The sequence below is a fragment of the Micromonospora sp. A202 genome, from assembly GCF_006715105.1.
Taxonomy (GTDB): domain Bacteria; phylum Actinomycetota; class Actinomycetes; order Mycobacteriales; family Micromonosporaceae; genus Micromonospora; species Micromonospora zamorensis.
This window is the reverse complement of sequence record NZ_VFMP01000001.1, coordinates 1,588,774-1,606,908: the sequence shown is the minus strand read 5'-3', so window position 1 is coordinate 1,606,908 and position 18,135 is coordinate 1,588,774. Positions and strand designations below refer to the sequence as shown.

Genomic DNA, 18,135 nt, shown 5'->3' with positions numbered 1-18,135 from the left:
TCGCACTGGGCTTGACCCGTTTCGACGGACAGGGTCGTTGTGTTGATCTTAGTTAGGCGGCTTGGTCGATCGGTAGCGGTTGTGAGCTGGTGGCCTCGAAGGCCGCAGGGCTGAGGTAGTCGAGGGTTGAGTGTCGGCGGCGGGTGTTGTACCAGCCCTCGATGTATTCGAATATGGCCTGGCGGGCGGCTTGATGGGTGGGCCAGGCCTGGCGGTGCAGGAGTTCGGTTTTGATGGTGGCGAAGAACGATTCGGCGACTGCGTTGTCCCAGCACTGTCCGCGCCGTCCGACGGACAGGCGGATGTCGTGACGGTGTGCGAGGCGGGCGTGCTGGGCGCTGAGGTATTGCGTGCCGCGGTCGGAATGAAACACCAGCCCGGGCTCGGGTCGGCGGCGTGCGAGAGCGTCGGCGAGGGCGGCGTCGACCAGGTCGGTCTTGAGGTTGTCGGCCACGGCCCAGCCGACGACCCGGCGTGATGCGAGATCGATGACGGTGGCCAGGTAGAGCCAGCCCTGCCAGGTGTTGATGTAGGTGATGTCGCCGCACCAGCGGGTATCGATTACGCCGGGATCAACACGGAAGTCGCGGCCGACCAGGTCAGGTCGGAGCCCGGCGGCCCGATCCGGGATTGTGGTCGTGCGCCAGCGGCGTGGGCTCTTGCCGGCGAGTCCGGCGGTGCGCATTAGCCGGGCGACGCGTTTACGGCCGTGCCGTAGCCCCTGTTCGGTGAGGTCAGCGTGGATCCGCGGCGCCCCGTAGGTGCCCTTGGACCGTTCGTGCAGCACGGTGATCTTGTCGGTGAGCTGCGCATCGACCCGCTCGCGCTGCGACTGGGTGCCGGCTTTCTGCTGGTAGTAGGCGGATCGGGAGACCTCGAGCAGTTCGCAGGCACGTTTGACGTTGTGCTTGCCGGCCTGCTCCGCGGCGATGAACGGGAAGACGTTCACCGGGTCTCCTTCGCGAAGAAAGCCGTCGCCCGTTTGAGCACATCGACGTCTTCGCGCAGCCTGCGGTTCTCTTTGCGCAGCTGTGCGAGTTCGGCCCGTTCGTCGGTGGTCAGCCCGTCGGCGCGGACGCCGGTGTCGAGTTCGGCCTGCTTGACCCACTCACGCACCGCCGTCTCGGTCAGATCAAAATCCTGGCTGACCTGCCGAAGCGTGCGGTCACCACGCTGGCACAACTCGACGATCTCGGCCTTGAACTCCGGCGTGAACGAACGCCGAGGCCGCGGCCGCTTCTTCCCCATGCTCTCCATGATGATGGACATCCTCCCGGAGACCCCAGGTCCCCTGATCTCGGATGTCCGTCAAAACGGGGCAGGCCCACACTTCGGGAGCCGACCGGTGTGCCCGCCTCGAACACGTCGCTCGGTTGAATGCCCAGGAGTTGCGTCACATGCGCAGCGGTACGCTCCCCGCCACCACGAAGGCGGAACGTCGCCATGGTCCTCATGCATCTCAGTGTGCTCGGTCGTGGCCCGGCAACCGTGCCCCAACGTCGTCGGCCGACGCCGACCCCTTGACCCCCAGGCAACCAACAGGGATCGTTGACCTGCTGTTTCACAGGCGCTGAACTGCCGGATGAGTCCTCCGGTGTCCATGCTCGTCCGTCAGCATCCAACCCGATCGTCACCCGGTTAGTCACTCACGCGTCGCGCCTGCAGCTCTGCTCCCTCACCTCTGCCGCGCAACTGAGCAACGACCTCGCCAGTGCCTCCGCCCGGTCCGCCGACAACCACAATGAGCCGTGCGGCACGTCGTCATCGGGACCGGCCAACCCTTCCGTCAGAGTCTCCGCTGGAACTTCGACGTCAAGCCGAACGAAATGATGCCCCCTGCTGTAGTCGACAAAGGCATCCAGGTATAGGGCATCATCAAAGGTCACCGCCGTATGCTGCCACGACAGCGATCCCCACCTCACCCCCTCAGCCTCGACCGCTTCGTCCCGAAGGAACTACCAGCCGGCTATGAGCTGCGCCAGTCGCTGGGCTGAGCTATCTGAACCGTCCACCGCAGTCCACGGACGTCCGGCCTTGCCCGCGCCCGTCGTCACCCAGTTGGCCACCCAGCCCGAGTATCAGACGTTGAAGCGGAACTAAGAGCCGCTACTCCGCCACCAGCGGCGACGACGCTCAACACCTGCTCACACGGCATTCCGGGTTGCCAGTGTTGATCGCTGCTTGAGGGCGTTTCGCGTCATCTTGTGCCCCCTATGTGCCCCGGCACTGCCGGGAGGCTCTTTGCCCGCGTCTGACCTTGGGTCCTGGCGGCTGAGGTGTAACGCCTCAGGCCTTAGGTCGGTAACCTCGCGCCGTGACGTCTGCTGATCAAAAAGGCTGGTCGTTCGCCACGGCACGGGTCCCGGCCCAGTTCGGCGCTGCGATCCAGCCGCTCACACCCGGTGTGCAGCACGCTTGGGGCGACGGGGAAACCCTGTGCGGCCTCGTCGAGGAACAGATCGAGTTGTATCGGCACCTCTTCGACCGTGAGGACGCCTCGGCCTGCCCCGCCTGCCGACAGCAGGCCGTCGCCGCCCCGACCCGATCCTGCGGACAGGAACGCCTGCACGACCGGGTCCTAGCGGCTGCGGCGGGACCAATGCGCGAGGAACTGCTCGACGCCCTGCGCCGAGGTGCCGAGATCAAGCTATGGATCAACGGCCCCGCCGCCAGCCTGGCCAAGCACTACGCCGAGCTGGACCGAATCGTCGAAGGCAGCCCCGCCCTGATCGCGGCGCTTAGCGTCAACGGATCGGTCGGGCTTGCCAGGGTCGAGCACGGACCGTGGCAGTTCATCGTCGTCCTGCCCGACCACCGACCTCCCCTGATCGCTCGCGCAACGACCGACCGGTAGGCACCGGCCGCCACCGCCGGACAGCAGGCGGCACAGCAGACGCCGTCGAACTCGCCATCCCGTCTGCCATCGACCCGCCTGCACGGGGAGCGGGCCGCCGCCCGGCCCGCCACGTCAAGCGGACCTTGACGCAGGTTCGGACGCTGGCGGGTCGGGCGGCGGTCTGCTCGGCTCGCCCAGGTCGATGGCGGGCGGGATGGCCTACCGCAACCACCCACGGACCGTGACCCGCCGGCGGAGCCCCGGCCATCCTGGAGCCGGAGCGCCCCCGCCGGAGGCGCAGTAGCCGCAACCCGCGACTGCCGCCAGCTCGCCGACGCGGCCGGCGTGCGCTCCCCTGCGCCGCGCGGGCTCGTGGCCGCGCGGCCCGGCCGGCTGCCGGCCCACCTCTCACCCCGCCGGTGACGCCTACCAGGTCGTCCGCTGCGGCCTGACCGGCGGCAAGGGCGTACCCGACTCGGTCGGCCGGCACCCGGTCGTCTTCGCCACCTTCACCGCCCCGTCCTTTGGCGCGGTCCACCATCGGCAGGTCGCCCGCCACACCTGCGCTACCCGACAGCGCTGCGACTGCCGGCCCGCTCCCTGCCGCGCCCAAGGTGCCGCCGGCAACTGCCAGCACGGGCAGCCCGCGGCGTGCTTCGCCCGCCACGACGCCGACGATCCGCGGCTCGGGCAGCCGTTGTGCCTGGACTGTTACGACCACCAGCACCAGGCCGTCTGGAACTACTTCTCCGGCAAATCGTGGCGGCGCACCAAGCAGGCCATCGAACGTCACCTCGCCGCCCTCTGCCGCCGACGCGACATCCCCTTCGTCCAGGTTGTCACCGGCTCCGGCAAGGTGCGCCGGTTGCCGCCGGTGCGGGTATCGCACGGCAAGGTCGCCGAGATGCAGAGAAGGGTGGCCGTGCACTTCCACGCCCTGCTACGCCTCGACGGTGTCGGCCCTGACCCGGATGCTCTCGTCCCGCCGCCGGTCGGCATCACCATCGACGATCTGGACGCCGCAGTCCATACCGCCGCCCGGCAGATCGTCGTCACCACACCTCCGCATCTCGACCGGCCGCAGGGCTGGGTGGTGGCCTGGGGCGAGCAGGTCGACGTGCGACGGATCAACGCCGCCGACGGCGAGTTGACCGATGGCAAGGTGGCCGCCTACCTGGCCAAGTACGCCACCAAGGCCACCGAATCCACCGGACGCTCCTTCGTCCGGCTCACCCCGGCCACGATCGACGACTACGCCGACCCGGAAGGCGACCACCTCGCCCGCCTCATCGACGCCTGCTGGCACCTCGGACGGCCCACCGGCACCGACACCGCCAGCGGCGCCACAACGGCGGACGACCGTCAAGACAGCCTTGACACCCAACCGAACGCCTACGCCAGACTGCGCCGCTGGGCGCACATGCTCGGTCTCGGCGGCCACTTCCTTACCAAGGCACGCCGCTACTCGGTCACCTTCGGCCTACTCCGCGACACCCGCGCCATCACCGCCGCGAGGAGAACGACGACAACCCCGGCACCGTCACCGTCGGCATCCTTACCTACGCCGGCTCCGGGTGGCTCAGCGAAGGCGACGCACTCCTGGCCAACACCGTCGCCGCGCAGCGCCGGCAGGCCAGACGCATCGGCCGGGAAGAACTTGCCCACGAAGCCTGGCTCACCGTGGCCGCCGCATGACCCACGATCTCCGCCCCCGCTGGTACTCCCCTGCCGAGGTCGCCGTCCTGCTCGGCTTCGGCATCTCCAAGGTCAAGATGAAGATCGCTACCGGCGAGCTGCGCTCTATCAAGGACGGCAAGTACCGCCGCATCCTCCCGGAGTGGGTCGACGACTACATCCGCGAACAGGTCGAGCGCCAGGAGGCCGCCTGATGCCCGGACGCACACGAGCTAACGGCGAGGGCTCCATCTTCCCCTACCGCAACGGCTTCGCCGCATACGTCTGGGTCACCAAGCCGGACGGCAGGCGCACCCGGAAGTACGTCTACGGCAAGACCCGCGAAGCTGTGCACGACAAGTGGATCAAGTTGCACCAGCAGGCCAAGGCCGGGCCAGTGGCGACGAGCGTTCCGACGGTCGACAGCTTCCTCACCTACTGGCTCAACGAAATCATCCAACCGAACCGCGCGCCCCTGACCTACGCCACCTACGAGACGTTCGTTCGCCGCTACATCTCCCCCGGCCTCGGAGCAAAGCGGCTGGACCGGCTTCAGTCGCGGGACGTGCAGACCTGGATCAACCAGGTGGCCCGCACCTGCCAGTGCTGCGCCCAGGGCAAGGACGCCGCACGGCCCAAGGAGAAACGCCACTGCTGCGCGGTCGGCCGCTGTTGTCAGGCCGTCCCGTCGACGCGCACGGTCAGCGACATCCGGGCCGCACTGCGGGCTGCCCTCACTCACGCCCAAGCCGAAGACCTCATCTCCAAGAACCCGGCCGTGGCGGTCACCCTGGCAACCGTCCGTCGTCGACGAGGCAAGTCGTGGTCGAGCGACGAGGCGCGCAGGTTTCTCGAATCGGCCCGCGCAGACGAGGACCCGCTCTACGCCGCCTACGCCCTGGTCCTCGTGACCGGCCTGCGCAAGGGCGAGGCTCTGGGACTGACGTGGGAGGACGTCGACCTCAACGCTGGGGAGCTGGCGATCGGTCGTCAACTGCAACGCGTGCGCGGGCAACTTCTGCACAGAGACACCAAGACCCAGGCTTCGGACGCCACACTCCCCCTTCCCGACATCTGCCTGACCGCACTTAAGCTGCGGCGCGATCAACGCAACGAGACAGAAGCATCCGCAGGCAACGCATGGCACGAGAACGGCCTGGCATCCACCACGCGCTATGGCACACCCATCGAGCCGCGCAACTTCCAGCGCTCCTGGCAAGCCCGGTGCGACAAAGCAAAGGTCCGCCCGATCACCGTCCACGACGCACGCCGCACCTGCGCCACGTTGCTAGCAGACCTGGACGTCCACCCGCGAGTCGCCATGCAGGTGCTCCGGCATGCCCGCTTCTCGGTGACGATGGAGATCTACACCCAGGTCTCGTCTAAGGCGACCCGCGACGCACTCAAGCGGCTCGGCGATTCTCTCGGCCGCTGACCCACCAGTCGGCCAAGCCGGGCAGCGGTGACGCTGGTGCTCCTTCAACTCTCGCTAGCGTTGCCGGCTGGCAGGTCGAGATAGGCCAGCAGCCTCAGAACACCGGCCAGGTGTTGCAGGTCGTGCCAGAGCACCGGCACGTGATCTGCCGGACGGCGCAGCAGTGCATGTAGCTCTGCCACGTCGTCACTGCACTGCCCGACGTCGATCCCCGATTCCGGAAGGTCTCTCAGGTCGAACGCGGTCGCCAGGTCGACGTTCCAGTAGAGATCGACACCGACGCCCGAAAGATCGATCTCCGCGCCGAACCGCTCCTCCACCATGTCCAGCAGCACGCCGAACACCTGGCGAAGGTCTTCAACATTCAGCACGTCCGTCACGTTCACCACCCTCCCGGCTGCACCACACACAGACCCAACGACCGTGGTTGCTGTACTTAGCTGCTGTACTTAGCTGCTGTACAGGCAGCAAAAAGGCCACCCCCAATGACTGGGAATGACCTTTGACTGCACGAACTGAGAGTGGGCGATGCTGGTATCGAACCAGCGACCTCTTCGGTGTGAACGAAGCGCTCTCCCACTGAGCTAATCGCCCTCAGCGCCACTGACTCTACCCGATCGTGGAACCGGACCGGAAATCCGGGGTCAGTGCGTCGCGAGGTAGTGCATCGCCTCGGCCACCACGTCGATGCCGAGGCTGTACTTGAGGGACAGCCAGACCACGGCGCCCACGAAAACGAGGCCGACGGAGCCGAGCACGATTCGCACCATCAGTGACTGTCTGGTCACCCACTGTGTCCATCCGTGGACATGTCGGCGGGTGAAGCCGAGCAGCCGGCGCGCCCAGTGGTATTCGACGGCCCAGATGCCCAGCCCGGCGATCACCAGCAGCCAGCCTGGACCGGGCAGGGGAATGAGAGCGATGCCGATGGTCACCACGAGCGCCCCGGCGATCGAGATGAAGATCTTGAGTGCGATCCGGCCGGTGGGGTTGGCCCGGATGAGATCGAGAGTCACCCTGATCCGCTCCCGCCAGCGGGGGCGGCGTGGCGGGTCCTGCACGACGGTGCTGCCACCGCCGGTGCCAACAGCTGACCGGTCCGCGCCTCGGCCGTTCGGATGATCGGCATCGGGCGCCGGCCGACCGGCCCGTTCGGGCTGCTCCATCGGCACTGCGTACCCCCGCTGTTCGGCTGCTCGGACCGCGACGTTCGGCGGGCCGGGAGCCGCCGACGGATCCATAGAGGATCTCTTCGTCACCATTTCACCCCCCAGTGTCGCTCGGGCCCGTCACTGCAACGGCCGACTGGACGTTACCGGAGTAAGTCGACGACTGAACCACCCGATGCCGGGCGGGATCACGCACTGGGCAGAACCGGAAATTCTACGCGAATCCTCGTATTCACGCGGCCTTTCCGTCCCCCTTCCCACCACTGGGTGAAGTCAGCGTATGGCGGAGCGTAGCCAGGAGTAGCACCTGAGTATGGGAAAAGCGGGACACGCGCGTTCCGCAGCGGTGCCGGGGGGAGAACGTCCATGAGTGTCATCCGACCGACGACCGTAGAGGTCGAGACGTCGCTAAGGCTCGTCGCACCTGACGCCACCGCCTTGCCGGTGCGTGCCAGTCTGCGTTACGACCCTGCTGACCCGTATGCGGTCCATGTCCTGTTCCACGCCGAATCTGCCGGCGGCGAGGCGGTGAGCTGGTCCTTTGCCCGCGAACTGCTGGTCACCGGCCTGGACGAGCCAGCCGGCATCGGGGATGTGCGGGTCTGGCCCTGGGCCACACCGCGCGGTGACTTCGTCGCGCTGGCCCTCTCGTCACCGGACGGCAACGCCCTCTTCGAGGTGCCGCGCAGCGTCCTGGTGCGTTTCCTTCGACGGACGTACGTCGTCGTCCCGCGCGGCCGTGAGGCCGAGCACCTGGACGTCGACACGGCGGTGAACCGGCTGCTCGCCGGTCGCTGAGCACCGCCCGAACGGGCAACACCGGCCACACCGGGGCCGCGCGGATCTGCCGAGTCCGCGCGGCCCCGGCACACACCGAAGGTGTACGCGGGCAGCCCGACCCGGGTCAGCCGGTGCTCAGCCGTGCGTGGTGATGCCGCCGTCGACGGGGATGACCGCGCCGGTGAGGTACGCGCCGGCGCGCGACGACAGGTAGATGGCGGTGCCGGCCATGTCCTCGGGGCGGCCGATCCGGCCCAGCGGCACCTGCTGCTCGATGGCGGCCCGGCTCTCCGGGTCGTCCAGTGCGAACGCCATCATCTTGCTCTCGAACGGGCCGGGCGCGATCGCGTTGACGGTGATCTGCTCGCTGGCCAGTTGGTGGGCCAGGCTGCGGGTGAGCATGTGCACTGCCGCCTTCGTGGCCGAGTACGCGTACACCTCCATCCACGGCACCCGGATGCCGTCGATCGACCCGATGTTGATCACGCGGGCCGGGTCGTCGGCGCTGGCGGCGGCGCGTAGCGCCGGCAGCAGCGCGGTGGTGAGCCGGAAGACGGCCTTGACGTTGACCGCCCAGAGCTTGTCGAACGCCGCCTCCGGGTAGCCCTCCAACGGCGCGCCCCAGGTGGCGCCGGCGTTGTTGACCAGCACGTCGAGGCGACCGAAGCGCTCGCGTACGGCGGCGGCCAGCGCCTCGGCGCCGCTGTCGTCGCCCAGGTCGGCGGGGATGGCCTCGCAGCGGCCCTCGGCGGAGAGTTCCTTGGCGACCGCCTCACAGACGTCCGCCTTGCGGGACGAGATGATCACATGGGCGCCGGCCCGGACGAACCCCTGGGCGATCATCAGACCGATCCCCCGCGAACCACCGGTGACCAGGACCGTCTTGCCTTCGACCGAGAACAGCTGCGTCATGCCCATCCCATCGCGAGTCGGCGGAGGCCGCCGGCCGGGTAGGCGGCCGGCGGTGCGCCGGGCGGACCGCGGACCGGACGGCGCTACCGCCGGGTAACGTAGCCCGGCCACGAGGATCGCGACAAGCCCGCATCGACGCGCCGACTTCGCTGTGCGCGTCGATCGGGATGCGGTGACCTGCGGTTCGGGCTACCGTCGCAGGCGATGGTCTCCACCGGTCCCTCCCCCGCGCCACCGATCGGAACGGCGTCACCCGTCCCCGACGAGATAGCCACGTTCGCGTTGGCCGACCTCTCCCCTGACCCGCGCTGGCGTCGGCCCGTGATCGTCGAGCGGGAGCTGCTGATCCTCACCACGCGTGGGCACGGCGACGCCGAACCCGACTTTCACCCGTTGCCCTGTCGGCCCGGCACGCTGCTGCGGGTCCGCGCCGGCCAGGTGCTGCGCTGCTCCGGTCCGCAGTTCGACGCGACAGTGGTCGCCTGGGACCCGGAGGCGCTGCGCGGCTTCGACGTCGACCTGGACACACCGGTGACCTGGCGGCAGTTGGCCGGCGAGGACGAGGACGCGGTGATCACCGAGGTGAGCCAACTGGTGGTGGACTGCCAGCGGCACCCCGACACCGTCGCCGCCCGCGCGCTGCTCCGCCACCAACTGGCCGTGCTGCTGCTGCGGCTGGCCCTGGGCAGTGCCGACCGGTCGACGCCCCGCCCCGAGGACGAGACGTTCCACCGGTTCTGCCGGGAGGTGGAGCACAGCTACGCGCACACCCGCCGGGTGGAGGATTACGCGGCTGAGCTCCGCTGCTCGGTGCGGACCCTGACCCGGGCCTGCCTGGCCGTCACCGGTCGCAGCGCCAAGCAGGTCATCGACGAGCGCGTCGCGTTGCAGGCCGGCCGACTCCTCGCCGCGACCGACCAGCCGATCGCCCAGATCGGCCGGCACCTCGGCTTCTCCGAGCCCACGAACTTCGGTCGCTTCTTCACCCGGGAGGTCGGCGTCAGCCCCGGTGCGTTCCGGGCCGCGCGCGACCAACCGGCCGCCCGGGTGATCCGGCCCCGACCGCCGGCCGAGCCGACGGGCGCCAACGGCGGCGGTTTCCCCGTCGGCGGATCGGCCAACGGTTCTCACACCACGCGACCCGGGTCGCCCACCACACCGGCCAACGGCACCGGGCGGGCATGATGACACTGTGCAGATCTCCGCGCGCGGCGACTACGCGGTACGGGCAGCGCTGAGCCTCGCCACCGCGTACCCCTCGCTGCTGTCCACCCAGGCCATCGCCGCCGAGCAGGACATGCCTCGCAAGTTCCTGGAGGCGGTCCTGGCGGATCTGCGCCGGGCCGGCATCGTGCGCGCCCAGCGCGGCGCCGAGGGCGGCTACACGCTGGCCCGACCGCCGCGCGAGGTGACCGTCGGCGCGGTGCTACGGGCCGTCGAGGGCCCGCTCGCCGGCGTACGCGGGCTGCGCCCCGAGGAGACCCGGTACGAGGGTTCGGCGGAGAACCTGCCCGGCCTGTGGGTGGCGGTGCGCGCCGCCGTGCGCCGGGTCGTCGACGAGGTGAGCCTCGCCGAGATCGTCAGCGGTCGGCTGCCCGCCCACGTCCGCAAGCTCACCGCGTTGCCCGACGCCTGGGAGCCGCGCTGACGCCAACCGGCGGCCCTGTCCGCAAGCCCTCAGCGCCTCAACGCCTCAGGCCTCAGCGCCTCAACGCCTCAGCGCCTCAGCGGCCGAAGAGCTTGTGCAGCCAGGCGAGCTGTTCGAGCTGGTGGTGCGCCTCGCCACCTTCGTGGTCGTTGAACTCGTACACGCGCACCTCCTTGTCACCGCCGTAGCGGTGGTAGGCGGCGAAGCAGGTCGAGGGCGGGCAGATCTGGTCCATCATCGCGATGGAGAACAGCGCGGGCGCTGTCGCGCCGGGTGCGAGCACGGCGGCGTCGACGTACGACAACGTACGGAATACCTGGCTGCTCTGACCCCGGTGAAGCGCGAGATATCCGGCGACCTCGCCGTAGGGACCCTGACCGGCGACCTGGACGGCGCGCGGGAAGTCACACAGGAAGGGCACGTCGGGCATGGCGGCCGCCACCTCCGGGAACAGCGCGGCCACCGTCAGCGAGAGGCCACCGCCCTGGCTGATGCCGGTGACGACGACCCGGTCGGGGTCGACGGCGGGATGCTCCCGGGCAGCCTGGGCGAACCGGACCGCGTCGGTGATCAGCCTGCGGTAGTAGAAGTCCTCCGGGCTGGTGACCCCCCGGGTGAGGAAACCCGGAACACTGCCCGCCGGATAGCGGTGCGGGTCGGCGGTGTCGCCGGGCGCGGCACTCCAGCCCTGACCCCGGGTGTCCATGATGAGGTGCGCGAAGCCCGCCGAGGCCCAGAACAGTTTCTCGTGTGGCAGGCCACGACCACGGCCGTACCCGAGATACTCGACCACGCAGGGCAACGGCCCGGTGGCATTCGTCGGCAGGTGCAGCCAGCCGTGCACCGGCTCGCCGCCGTAGCCAGCGACGGTGACCGACCAGGTGCGGATCTGGGTGAGACCGGTGTCGACGGGCTCGTACGTCGCCTCCGCTGGTTCGTCGACGCGAAGTGTCCGCTCCCAGAAGGCGTCCAGGTCCTCCGGAACAGCCAGATCGGGTCGGTACGCCCAGCATTCGGCGAGGGTGAGATCGCTCAAAGCCACAGCTTGGCCTCCGTCGCAGCAGGGTTGGCGTTCGCCATCGCCGACGCGAACCAGCCGGTGATGGTGCTGGGGTGGGTGATCGCGGTGCCCACCACCACCGCCCACGCCCCGGCCCGCAGCGCCTGCGCCGCCTGGGCCGGGGTGTGGATCCGACCCTCCGCGATCACCGGCACGTCGATCGCGGTGGCGAGCTGAGCAACCAGGTCCAGGTCGGGGCCGGGCTGCTTGCTGGTGTACGCGGTGTAGCCGGAAAGGGTGGTGCCGACCAGATCGGCGCCCGCCGCCGCGGCGGCGATGCCCTCGCCGAGCGTGGAGCAGTCGGCCATCACCAGAGCCCCGGTCAGTTCGTGGACGGCGGCGATGGTGTCAGCGAGGGTTCGGCCGTCGGGCCGGGGCCGTGCGGTGCCGTCGAGCGCGACGACGTGCGCGCCCGCCCGTGCCACGGCCAGCGCGTGCTCCAGCGTGGGGGTGATGAAGACGTCGTCGTCGCCGTCCTTCCACAGCCCGATGAGCGGGAGGTCGACCGCCTCCCGGATGGCCGCGATGTCCGCCACACCCTGGGCGCGGATGCCGGCGGCACCGCCCTTGGCGGCGGCGAGGGCGACCCGGCGCATCGTGTCCGGGGTGCGCATCGGCTCACCGGGGTACGCCTGGCAGGAGACGACGAGGCGGTGACGGAGATGCGCGATCAGCTTGTTCATTCGGTGCCCTCCCAGGCGAGTGACGCGGCGCCGAGCAGTGGGGCGTCCGATCCGAGGGTCGAGGCCAGCACGGGCACGTCGACCAGGCTGGGCAACGTCTCCCGCCGCACGGCGTCCCGAAGTGCCTGCCACCAGAGGTCACCGAGGCCGGCGACCCCGCCGCCGATGACGACGGCAGCGGGATCGAGCATGTTGACCAGTCCGCCGACAGCCGAGCCCACGGCAGCCCCGCCCAGCAGGACCACCTCCCGGGCCGTCGCGTCGCCGTCGGCTGCGCGCGCGGCCACCGACCGCAGGTCGTCGACCGGTTGGCCGGTACGCCGCGCGTACTCCTGGGCGAGGCCGGGCCCGGACGCGATCGCCTCCAGGTGTCCCTGCCCGCCGCAGGTGCAGGGCAACTGCCCGGCGTACGGCGACGGCTGGTGGCCGGCGTGCCCGGCCGCGGAGTGGGCGCCGGCCAGCACGGTGCCGTCGACGACGAACGAGGCGCCGATGCCGGTGCCGACCGCGAGAAAGAGCGTCGTCTGGTGGCCGGCGGCCACCCCGTGGCGCGTCTCGCCGAGGGCGTGCGCGTGCACGTCGTTGATCACCGCGACGGGCAGGTCCAGCAGCTCGCGCAGTCGTCGTCGCAGATCCGTGCCGGCCCAACCGGCCAGGGCGTCGGTGGCCGAGAGCACCAGGCCCGTCCGGTGGTCGATCACTCCGGCACTACCGACTCCGACGGCACGGACGCGTGTCCCCGTCGCCCTAGCCCGCAACCGATCGACGAGATCGGCCGCGGTGTCGAGGATGGCGGTCGCCCCGGCCCGACCAGGGGTGGGGGCCGTGGCCCGGTGGACGACCTCGCCCTGCCTCGTGACGAGGGCGGCAGCCGTCTTGGTGCCCCCGATGTCGAGCGCGGCTACCGCCTCGTCGACGACCGGGGGCTTGCGCACCTTGGACATGGCTAGAGCAGCCCCGCCAGTTCCAGCTGGGCACGAACCCGCGCCGTTTCGTCGGCGTCGAGCGGCCGCATCGGAAGTGACACGGTGTTGCTGTCGATGACGCCGAGCAGGGCCAGGGCGGTCTTGAACGCGCCCACGCCCCGGGTCGCCCCCGCCGCCGTCGCCGGGTCGGCCGCGTCGACGATCCGGAACAACCGGGTCAGTCGGTCCTGCTCCACGCGGGCGGTGTCCCAGTCGCCGTTCACGCACGCCCGGTGCAGTCGCACGTAGCCCGCCGGGTCCACGTTGGCCAGGCCGGGAACCGAGCCGGAGGCGCCCGCGAGCATCATCGCGTCGACCACCACCTCGTGCCCGGTCAACAGGCTGAAACCGGCGTCCGGCGCGCGTTCCGTGATCGCCAGCACCAGCTGACGGAAGGCGACGTCGTCGCCACTGGAGTCCTTGACACCCGCGAGGACGCCTTCCACCGCCAGCTGGCTCAGCAGACCCGGGGAGAGCTTGGTGTGCACGCAGACGGGAATGTCGTACGCCAGCAGGGGAAGCTCGACCGACGCGGCGAGCGACCGGAAGTGACGCTCGACCTCGTACGGGCCGACGATGGCGTAGAAGGGTGCCGTGGCCACCAGGCCGTCGACGCCCAGGCGCGTCGACGCGTCGGCCCGGTCGAGGACCCGGCGCGTGGTCGGCTCGATGCAGCCGGCGATGACCGGTACGGCGCCCGCGACGGTCTTCACGACGACCTCGAGAGCCTGGTCCCGCTGGCTGTCGGTGAGGAAGACGGTCTCGCCGGAGCTGCCGAGGGCGAAGATGCCGTCGACGCCTGCGCTGAGCATCCGCTCGATGATCCGCTCCAGGGAGGCGACGTCGACCGCACCCTCCTCGGTCAAAGGGGTGACGACCGGCGGCACGACTCCGGCGAACCGCGGGGCAGGGGTGGTCACGCTGTCTCCTCGAGATGTAGGGGGGTGGTGCGGCCGGTCGCTGCTCTGGCGAGCTCGACCAGCTCCGTGTTGCTGGATCCAGCGGGTACGGGGTGGTAACACCGGAACTCGTGGGAGCCGGCGCCACCGTCGCCCGACCGGACCGGCGGCATCTCGATGGCGCAGCCGTCGGTCGCCTTCCAGCACCGGGTGCGGAACGGGCATCCGGTCGGCGGCTTGGTGGCGAGCGGGACGGGGCCGACGAGCGGGATGGGATCCAGGGGCGAGAGCAGACCCGGCGTGGCCGAGAAGAGCGCCCGCGTGTACGGGTGCTGCGCGACCTCGGGAAGCCCGGCGGCGGGTGTCTGCTCCACGATCCGGCCGAGGTACATGGTGACCACGCGGTCACTGATCCGCTTGACCGTCTGGATGTCGTGCGAGACGAAGACCATCGCCAGGTTCAGACGCTCCTTGAGGTCCAGGAGCAGGTTGAGGATCTGCGCCCGCACCGACACGTCGAGGGCGCTGGTGGGCTCGTCGGCGATGACCAGGCCCGGCTCCAGGGCGAGGGCACGCGCGATGGACACCCGCTGGCGTTGGCCACCGGAGAGCTGGCTCGGCAGGACGTCGGCGACCGACCGGGGCAGCCCCACCAGGGCCATCAGCTCGTTGACCCGCTCCTCACGCTGCTTGCGGGTGCCACGGCGGTGCACGTCGAGCGGATCGCGCAGGATGTCGCGGACCGGCATGCGCCGGTTCAGCGACGTGGCCGGATCCTGGAAGATCATGCCGACGCCGGCACCGATGTGCTGCCGTCGTTCCGACGCGTTCATCGACCAGACTTCCTTGCCGGCGAAGGCGACAGTGCCGCTCGTCGGTCGCTGGAGGCCCACCAGCACCTTGGCCATCGTGGACTTGCCGCAGCCGGACTCACCGACGACCCCGATGGTCTCGCCGGTACGCACGGTCAGGTCCGCGCCGGTGAGGGCGTACACCCGCTCGCGGCCGAACAGGCCGCCACCGCGGGTGCGGTGAACCACGTGCACGTCGCGTAGCTCGACGATCGAGTCGCGCGGGGATGTCGCACTCATCGGGCCAGCTCCTCTTCCCTGACGGTCACGGCCGGGTGGTGACAGGCGTACCGGTGGTTGGAGTCGCCCTCCAGGCGGGGCGTCTCCGTCCGGCAGACCTCGGTCGCCATGGGGCAGCGATCAGCGAACCGGCATCCCGCCGGGAAGTCGGCCGGCGACGGCACCACGCCACGGATCTGGGTGAGCCGTTCCGCACCGGCCTCAAGGGAGAGGACGGAGCCGAGGAGACCCCGGGCGTAGTGGTGTGCCGGCGCGCCGACCACGTCGGCGGTGACGCCGCTCTCGATGATCTGCCCGCCGTACATCACCACGACGCGGTCCGCGACGTCGCTGACCAGCGCCAGGTCGTGGCTGACCAGGATCAACGCGAAGCCCAACTGGCCGCGCAGCCGCAGCAGCAGCTCCATGACCTGCGCCTGGACGGTGACGTCGAGCGCGGTGGTCGGCTCGTCGGCGATGATCAGGCGCGGGTCTCGGGACAGCGCCATGGCGATCACCACGCGCTGCCGCTGCCCGCCGGACAGCTCATGCGGGTACGCGGACAGGGTGCGCCGTGCGTCCAGGCCCACCAGGTCCATCAGCTCCTCAGCCGACCGGGTGCCGCCTCGGCTGATCATCTGGGCGAGCTGGGGGCCGACGCGCAGTGAGGGGTTCAACGCCGAGAGGGCGTCCTGGTAGACCATCGCGATCTCGCGGCCCATCAGGGCACGACGTCGTTTGGTGCTCATCGTCAGCAGGTCGGTGCCCGCGAAGCGGACCTCGCCTCGGACCCGTGCGCCCTGCGGCAGCAGGCCCATCACGGCGAGCGAGGTCAGGGACTTGCCCGAGCCGGACTCTCCCACCAGGCCCATCACCTCGCCGGGGCGGACGTCGAAGGTCAGGTCGTCGACGATGTCGACGCCCCGGTGGCGCCCCTCGAACCCGATGGACAGGTTCCGGACCTCCAGGACGGGCTCACCCTGCGGGAGCGGACGGGCCCGCTCGCGCAGCCGCTGCGCTGCCTCGGCCAGGCCGGGCAGCTGCACCACCTCACCGGAGCCGGGCTGCGCCTCCTCCTGCGCGTCGCCGACCTTCGTCGCGGTGGCACGCCGCGCCGCCGGGGCGGCCCAGGCGTCGGACATCCCCTCGGAGAGCACGTTCAGGGCGAGCACGGTCAGCAGGATCAGCAGGCCGGGGAAGAACGTGGCCCACCAGCCACCGATCTGCACCATCTCCTTGCCGAAGGCGATCACCGAACCCCACGAGGACGCCGCCTCCTGGGGCGCGAGCCCGCCACCGATGAAGGAGAGGGACGCCTCGAACACGATCGCGTCGGCCACCATGACGGTGACGAAGACGAGGATCGGGGCGGCGCAGTTGCGCAGGATGTGCCGCCAGAGGATGTGCGGCCGTCGGGCACCGATGATCCGTTCGGCCGCGACGTAGTCCTCCCGGTACTGCGAGAGCACGTTGGCGCGCACGATGCGCGCGATCGAGGGCACGAAGACGAACCCGATCGCGACCACGAGGACCACGAGGCTGTTCTTGCCGAAGGAGATGATCAGCAGGGCGGAGAGCACGATGGCGGGGAATGCCATGACGACGTCGAGGCACCGCATCACCACCTCGTCGATCGCGGGCCGGCTGGTTCCCGCCAGCGCGCCCAGAATCGCGCCGACCACCAGGGCGATGCCGGCGCTGCCGAAGCCCACGATCAACGAGCGGCGGGTGCCGGCGACCAGCCGTGAGAACACGTCGCGTCCGAGCTTGTCCAGGCCGAACCAGTAGTCGCCGTTCGGGCCGGTCAGCGCGGCACCGAGCCCGGCCTGCGCGGGGTCGTGCCGCAGGAGCAGCGGCGCGAAGATGCCCACCACGACGATGAGCAGGACGAAGCTCAGTGCGATCCGGGCCGTGATGCTGAGCCGTTTGAAGGCGATGCCGGGAGCCGACAGCCGGGCGGTGAGTGTTCGACGCATCAGTGGGCTCCGCGCAGTCGAGGGTTGGCGAAGAGGTAGAGGATGTCGACCACCAGGTTCACGACGACGAAGCAGATGGCGATCGTCAGCACGGTTCCCTGCGCGAGGGCGGTGTCGTTCTGCTGCACCGCGCTCATGATCTGGGTGCCCATGCCGGGCAGCGAGAAGATGGCCTCGATGACGACAGTGCCGCCCAGCAGGTAGCCGATCCGCAGGCCCAGCACGGTGAGCGGGTTGACGAGCGCGTTGCGCAGCACGTTGCGGCCGACCACCACGCGGGGCGGCAGCCCGGCGCCGATGGCGGTGCGCACGTAGTCCTTGTCGAGTTCCTCGACCATCGACGTCCGCACGATTCTGGCCAGTGAGCAGCCGACCGGGACGGCGAGAGCGAGCGCCGGCATGGCGAGCGACTGGAGCCAGAGCGAGAACGAGTCACCGGGGTTGACGTACCCGCCGGTCGGGAAGACGGGGCGGCGGACCGAGAACTCCTGGATGAGCAGGAGGGCCAGCCAGAACGACGGCATGGCAATACCGGCCATCGAGACGAACCGGATGACCTGGTCGGGCCAGCGATCGCGGTACAGCGCCGCGGGGATGCCGAGGGCCAACGCGATGATCAGCGCGCCGACGATGCCGAGGGCCGTCAGCTGGATCGTCAGCGGCAGCGCGGTGGCGATCTTGTCGGCGACCGGGACGGACGGCGGGAAGGTCATGCCCAGATCGCCCCGGAGCAGGTCGCCCAGGAAGTGCAGGTACCGCAGGGGCAGCGGGTCGTCGAGGCCGTTGGCGGCCTTGAACGCGGCCACCTGCGCGGCGGTTGCCTGGTCGCCGAGGACGGACAACGCGGGATCGATCGGGGAGAACTGCATGATCACGAAGACGAAGATCGTGATGCCCAGCACCAGGGGTATCAGGGTCAGGAGTCGTCGCGTGACCAGGCTCAGAACGCTCAGCATGGTGTCTTTCTTTCGTCGAGGGCCGCCGGGACGTCCCGCCCAGCCCAAGGGACAGGGCTGGGCGGGACGCTA

Annotated in this window: 19 protein-coding genes, 1 tRNA gene and 1 pseudogene; 7 read left to right on the top strand and 14 right to left on the bottom strand. The window is 69.9% G+C overall.

The window, feature by feature from the left end:
• Positions 1-52: 52 nt before the first annotated feature.
• From FBZ33_RS07465 to FBZ33_RS07455, 3 genes are all read right to left on the bottom strand, one after another.
• Entirely contained in the window at positions 53-949 is an 897-nt protein-coding gene (locus FBZ33_RS07465; protein ID WP_185755211.1) for an IS3 family transposase, read from the bottom strand.
• Positions 946-1,269: a transposase gene (locus FBZ33_RS07460; RefSeq protein WP_141908092.1), complete on the bottom strand. Its 324-nt coding sequence runs from the start codon at positions 1,267-1,269 to the stop codon at positions 946-948. The genes FBZ33_RS07465 and FBZ33_RS07460 overlap by 4 nt, the downstream gene beginning before the upstream one ends.
• A 1,024-nt stretch (positions 1,270-2,293) precedes the next feature.
• Complete coding sequence (locus tag FBZ33_RS07455; protein WP_141908466.1) at positions 2,294-2,569, bottom strand: hypothetical protein; 276 nt, start codon at positions 2,567-2,569, stop codon at positions 2,294-2,296.
• 30 nt (positions 2,570-2,599) lie between these two features.
• Between FBZ33_RS07455 and FBZ33_RS07450 the strand changes: the two genes are divergently transcribed.
• The 4 genes and pseudogenes from FBZ33_RS07450 to FBZ33_RS07435 all read left to right on the top strand — a co-directional run bounded on the left by FBZ33_RS07450 (position 2,600) and on the right by FBZ33_RS07435 (position 5,945).
• Entirely contained in the window at positions 2,600-2,854 is a 255-nt protein-coding gene (locus FBZ33_RS07450; protein ID WP_141908465.1) for a hypothetical protein, read from the top strand.
• Between the two features lie 397 nt (positions 2,855-3,251).
• A pseudogene (locus FBZ33_RS33275) lies at positions 3,252-4,531 on the top strand (replication initiator); the annotation flags it as partial.
• Complete coding sequence (locus tag FBZ33_RS07440) at positions 4,528-4,725, top strand: excisionase family DNA-binding protein (protein WP_107075187.1); 198 nt, start codon at positions 4,528-4,530, stop codon at positions 4,723-4,725. The pseudogene FBZ33_RS33275 and the gene FBZ33_RS07440, both read left to right, overlap by 4 nt.
• Complete coding sequence (locus FBZ33_RS07435; RefSeq protein ID WP_141908464.1) at positions 4,725-5,945, top strand: site-specific integrase; 1,221 nt, start codon at positions 4,725-4,727, stop codon at positions 5,943-5,945. Before FBZ33_RS07440 ends, FBZ33_RS07435 begins: the two co-directional genes overlap by 1 nt.
• Positions 5,946-5,989: 44 nt before the next feature.
• Here FBZ33_RS07435 and FBZ33_RS07430 read toward each other — a convergent pair whose 3' ends face one another.
• The 3 genes from FBZ33_RS07430 to FBZ33_RS07420 all read right to left on the bottom strand — a co-directional run bounded on the left by FBZ33_RS07430 (position 5,990) and on the right by FBZ33_RS07420 (position 7,186).
• Positions 5,990-6,325 (bottom strand): hypothetical protein, encoded by a 336-nt coding sequence (locus FBZ33_RS07430; RefSeq protein ID WP_185755232.1) that lies wholly within the window; start codon positions 6,323-6,325, stop codon positions 5,990-5,992.
• A gap of 142 nt (positions 6,326-6,467) precedes the next feature.
• Positions 6,468-6,539: transfer RNA gene (locus FBZ33_RS07425), tRNA-Val, on the bottom strand.
• A 50-nt stretch (positions 6,540-6,589) separates the two neighbouring features.
• Positions 6,590-7,186 carry a TIGR02611 family protein gene (locus FBZ33_RS07420; protein WP_255508746.1) on the bottom strand — a complete coding sequence of 199 codons (597 nt, stop codon included), beginning with the start codon at positions 7,184-7,186 and terminating at the stop codon, positions 6,590-6,592.
• Positions 7,187-7,480: 294 nt separating this feature from the next.
• On the opposite strand from FBZ33_RS07420, the gene FBZ33_RS07415 reads away from it, so the two are divergent.
• Positions 7,481-7,912 (top strand): SsgA family sporulation/cell division regulator, encoded by a 432-nt coding sequence (locus tag FBZ33_RS07415; RefSeq protein ID WP_007457244.1) that lies wholly within the window; start codon positions 7,481-7,483, stop codon positions 7,910-7,912.
• A gap of 117 nt (positions 7,913-8,029) precedes the next feature.
• On the opposite strand, the gene FBZ33_RS07410 is transcribed toward FBZ33_RS07415, so the two are convergent.
• A complete protein-coding gene (locus FBZ33_RS07410; RefSeq protein ID WP_099857187.1) occupies positions 8,030-8,806 on the bottom strand; it encodes a glucose 1-dehydrogenase in 777 nt (258 codons plus the stop codon).
• Positions 8,807-9,010: 204 nt separating this feature from the next.
• On the opposite strand from FBZ33_RS07410, the gene FBZ33_RS07405 reads away from it, so the two are divergent.
• Both FBZ33_RS07405 and FBZ33_RS07400 read left to right on the top strand, forming a co-directional pair.
• Positions 9,011-9,991, top strand: coding sequence for an AraC family transcriptional regulator (locus FBZ33_RS07405; RefSeq protein WP_141908462.1), 981 nt, complete (start codon positions 9,011-9,013; stop codon positions 9,989-9,991).
• Positions 9,992-9,998: 7 nt separating this feature from the next.
• Positions 9,999-10,454: an Rrf2 family transcriptional regulator gene (locus FBZ33_RS07400; protein WP_030333674.1), complete on the top strand. Its 456-nt coding sequence runs from the start codon at positions 9,999-10,001 to the stop codon at positions 10,452-10,454.
• 76 nt (positions 10,455-10,530) lie between these two features.
• Here the strand turns inward: FBZ33_RS07400 and FBZ33_RS07395 are convergent, their stop codons facing one another.
• Genes FBZ33_RS07395 through FBZ33_RS07365 form a run of 7 tightly spaced genes read right to left on the bottom strand, consistent with a single transcriptional unit; the run spans position 10,531 to position 18,063 of the window.
• Positions 10,531-11,496, bottom strand: a complete 966-nt coding sequence (locus FBZ33_RS07395) for an alpha/beta fold hydrolase (protein WP_141908461.1) — start codon at positions 11,494-11,496, stop codon at positions 10,531-10,533.
• On the bottom strand, positions 11,487-12,197 hold the full coding sequence (locus FBZ33_RS07390; RefSeq protein WP_141908460.1) for an N-acetylmannosamine-6-phosphate 2-epimerase: 711 nt from the start codon (positions 12,195-12,197) through the stop codon (positions 11,487-11,489). The genes FBZ33_RS07395 and FBZ33_RS07390 overlap by 10 nt, the downstream gene beginning before the upstream one ends.
• Entirely contained in the window at positions 12,194-13,132 is a 939-nt protein-coding gene (locus FBZ33_RS07385) for an ROK family protein (protein ID WP_255508745.1), read from the bottom strand. The genes FBZ33_RS07390 and FBZ33_RS07385 overlap by 4 nt, the downstream gene beginning before the upstream one ends.
• Positions 13,133-13,143: 11 nt before the next feature.
• Entirely contained in the window at positions 13,144-14,082 is a 939-nt protein-coding gene (locus tag FBZ33_RS07380; protein ID WP_141908459.1) for a dihydrodipicolinate synthase family protein, read from the bottom strand.
• Positions 14,079-15,152, bottom strand: coding sequence for an ABC transporter ATP-binding protein (locus FBZ33_RS07375; protein WP_088946963.1), 1,074 nt, complete (start codon positions 15,150-15,152; stop codon positions 14,079-14,081). Before FBZ33_RS07375 ends, FBZ33_RS07380 begins: the two co-directional genes overlap by 4 nt.
• Entirely contained in the window at positions 15,149-17,107 is a 1,959-nt protein-coding gene (locus FBZ33_RS07370; protein WP_141908458.1) for a dipeptide/oligopeptide/nickel ABC transporter permease/ATP-binding protein, read from the bottom strand. The genes FBZ33_RS07375 and FBZ33_RS07370 overlap by 4 nt, the downstream gene beginning before the upstream one ends.
• Positions 17,107-18,063 carry an ABC transporter permease gene (locus FBZ33_RS07365; protein ID WP_088946961.1) on the bottom strand — a complete coding sequence of 319 codons (957 nt, stop codon included), beginning with the start codon at positions 18,061-18,063 and terminating at the stop codon, positions 17,107-17,109. The genes FBZ33_RS07370 and FBZ33_RS07365 overlap by 1 nt, the downstream gene beginning before the upstream one ends.
• Positions 18,064-18,135 lie beyond the last annotated feature (72 nt).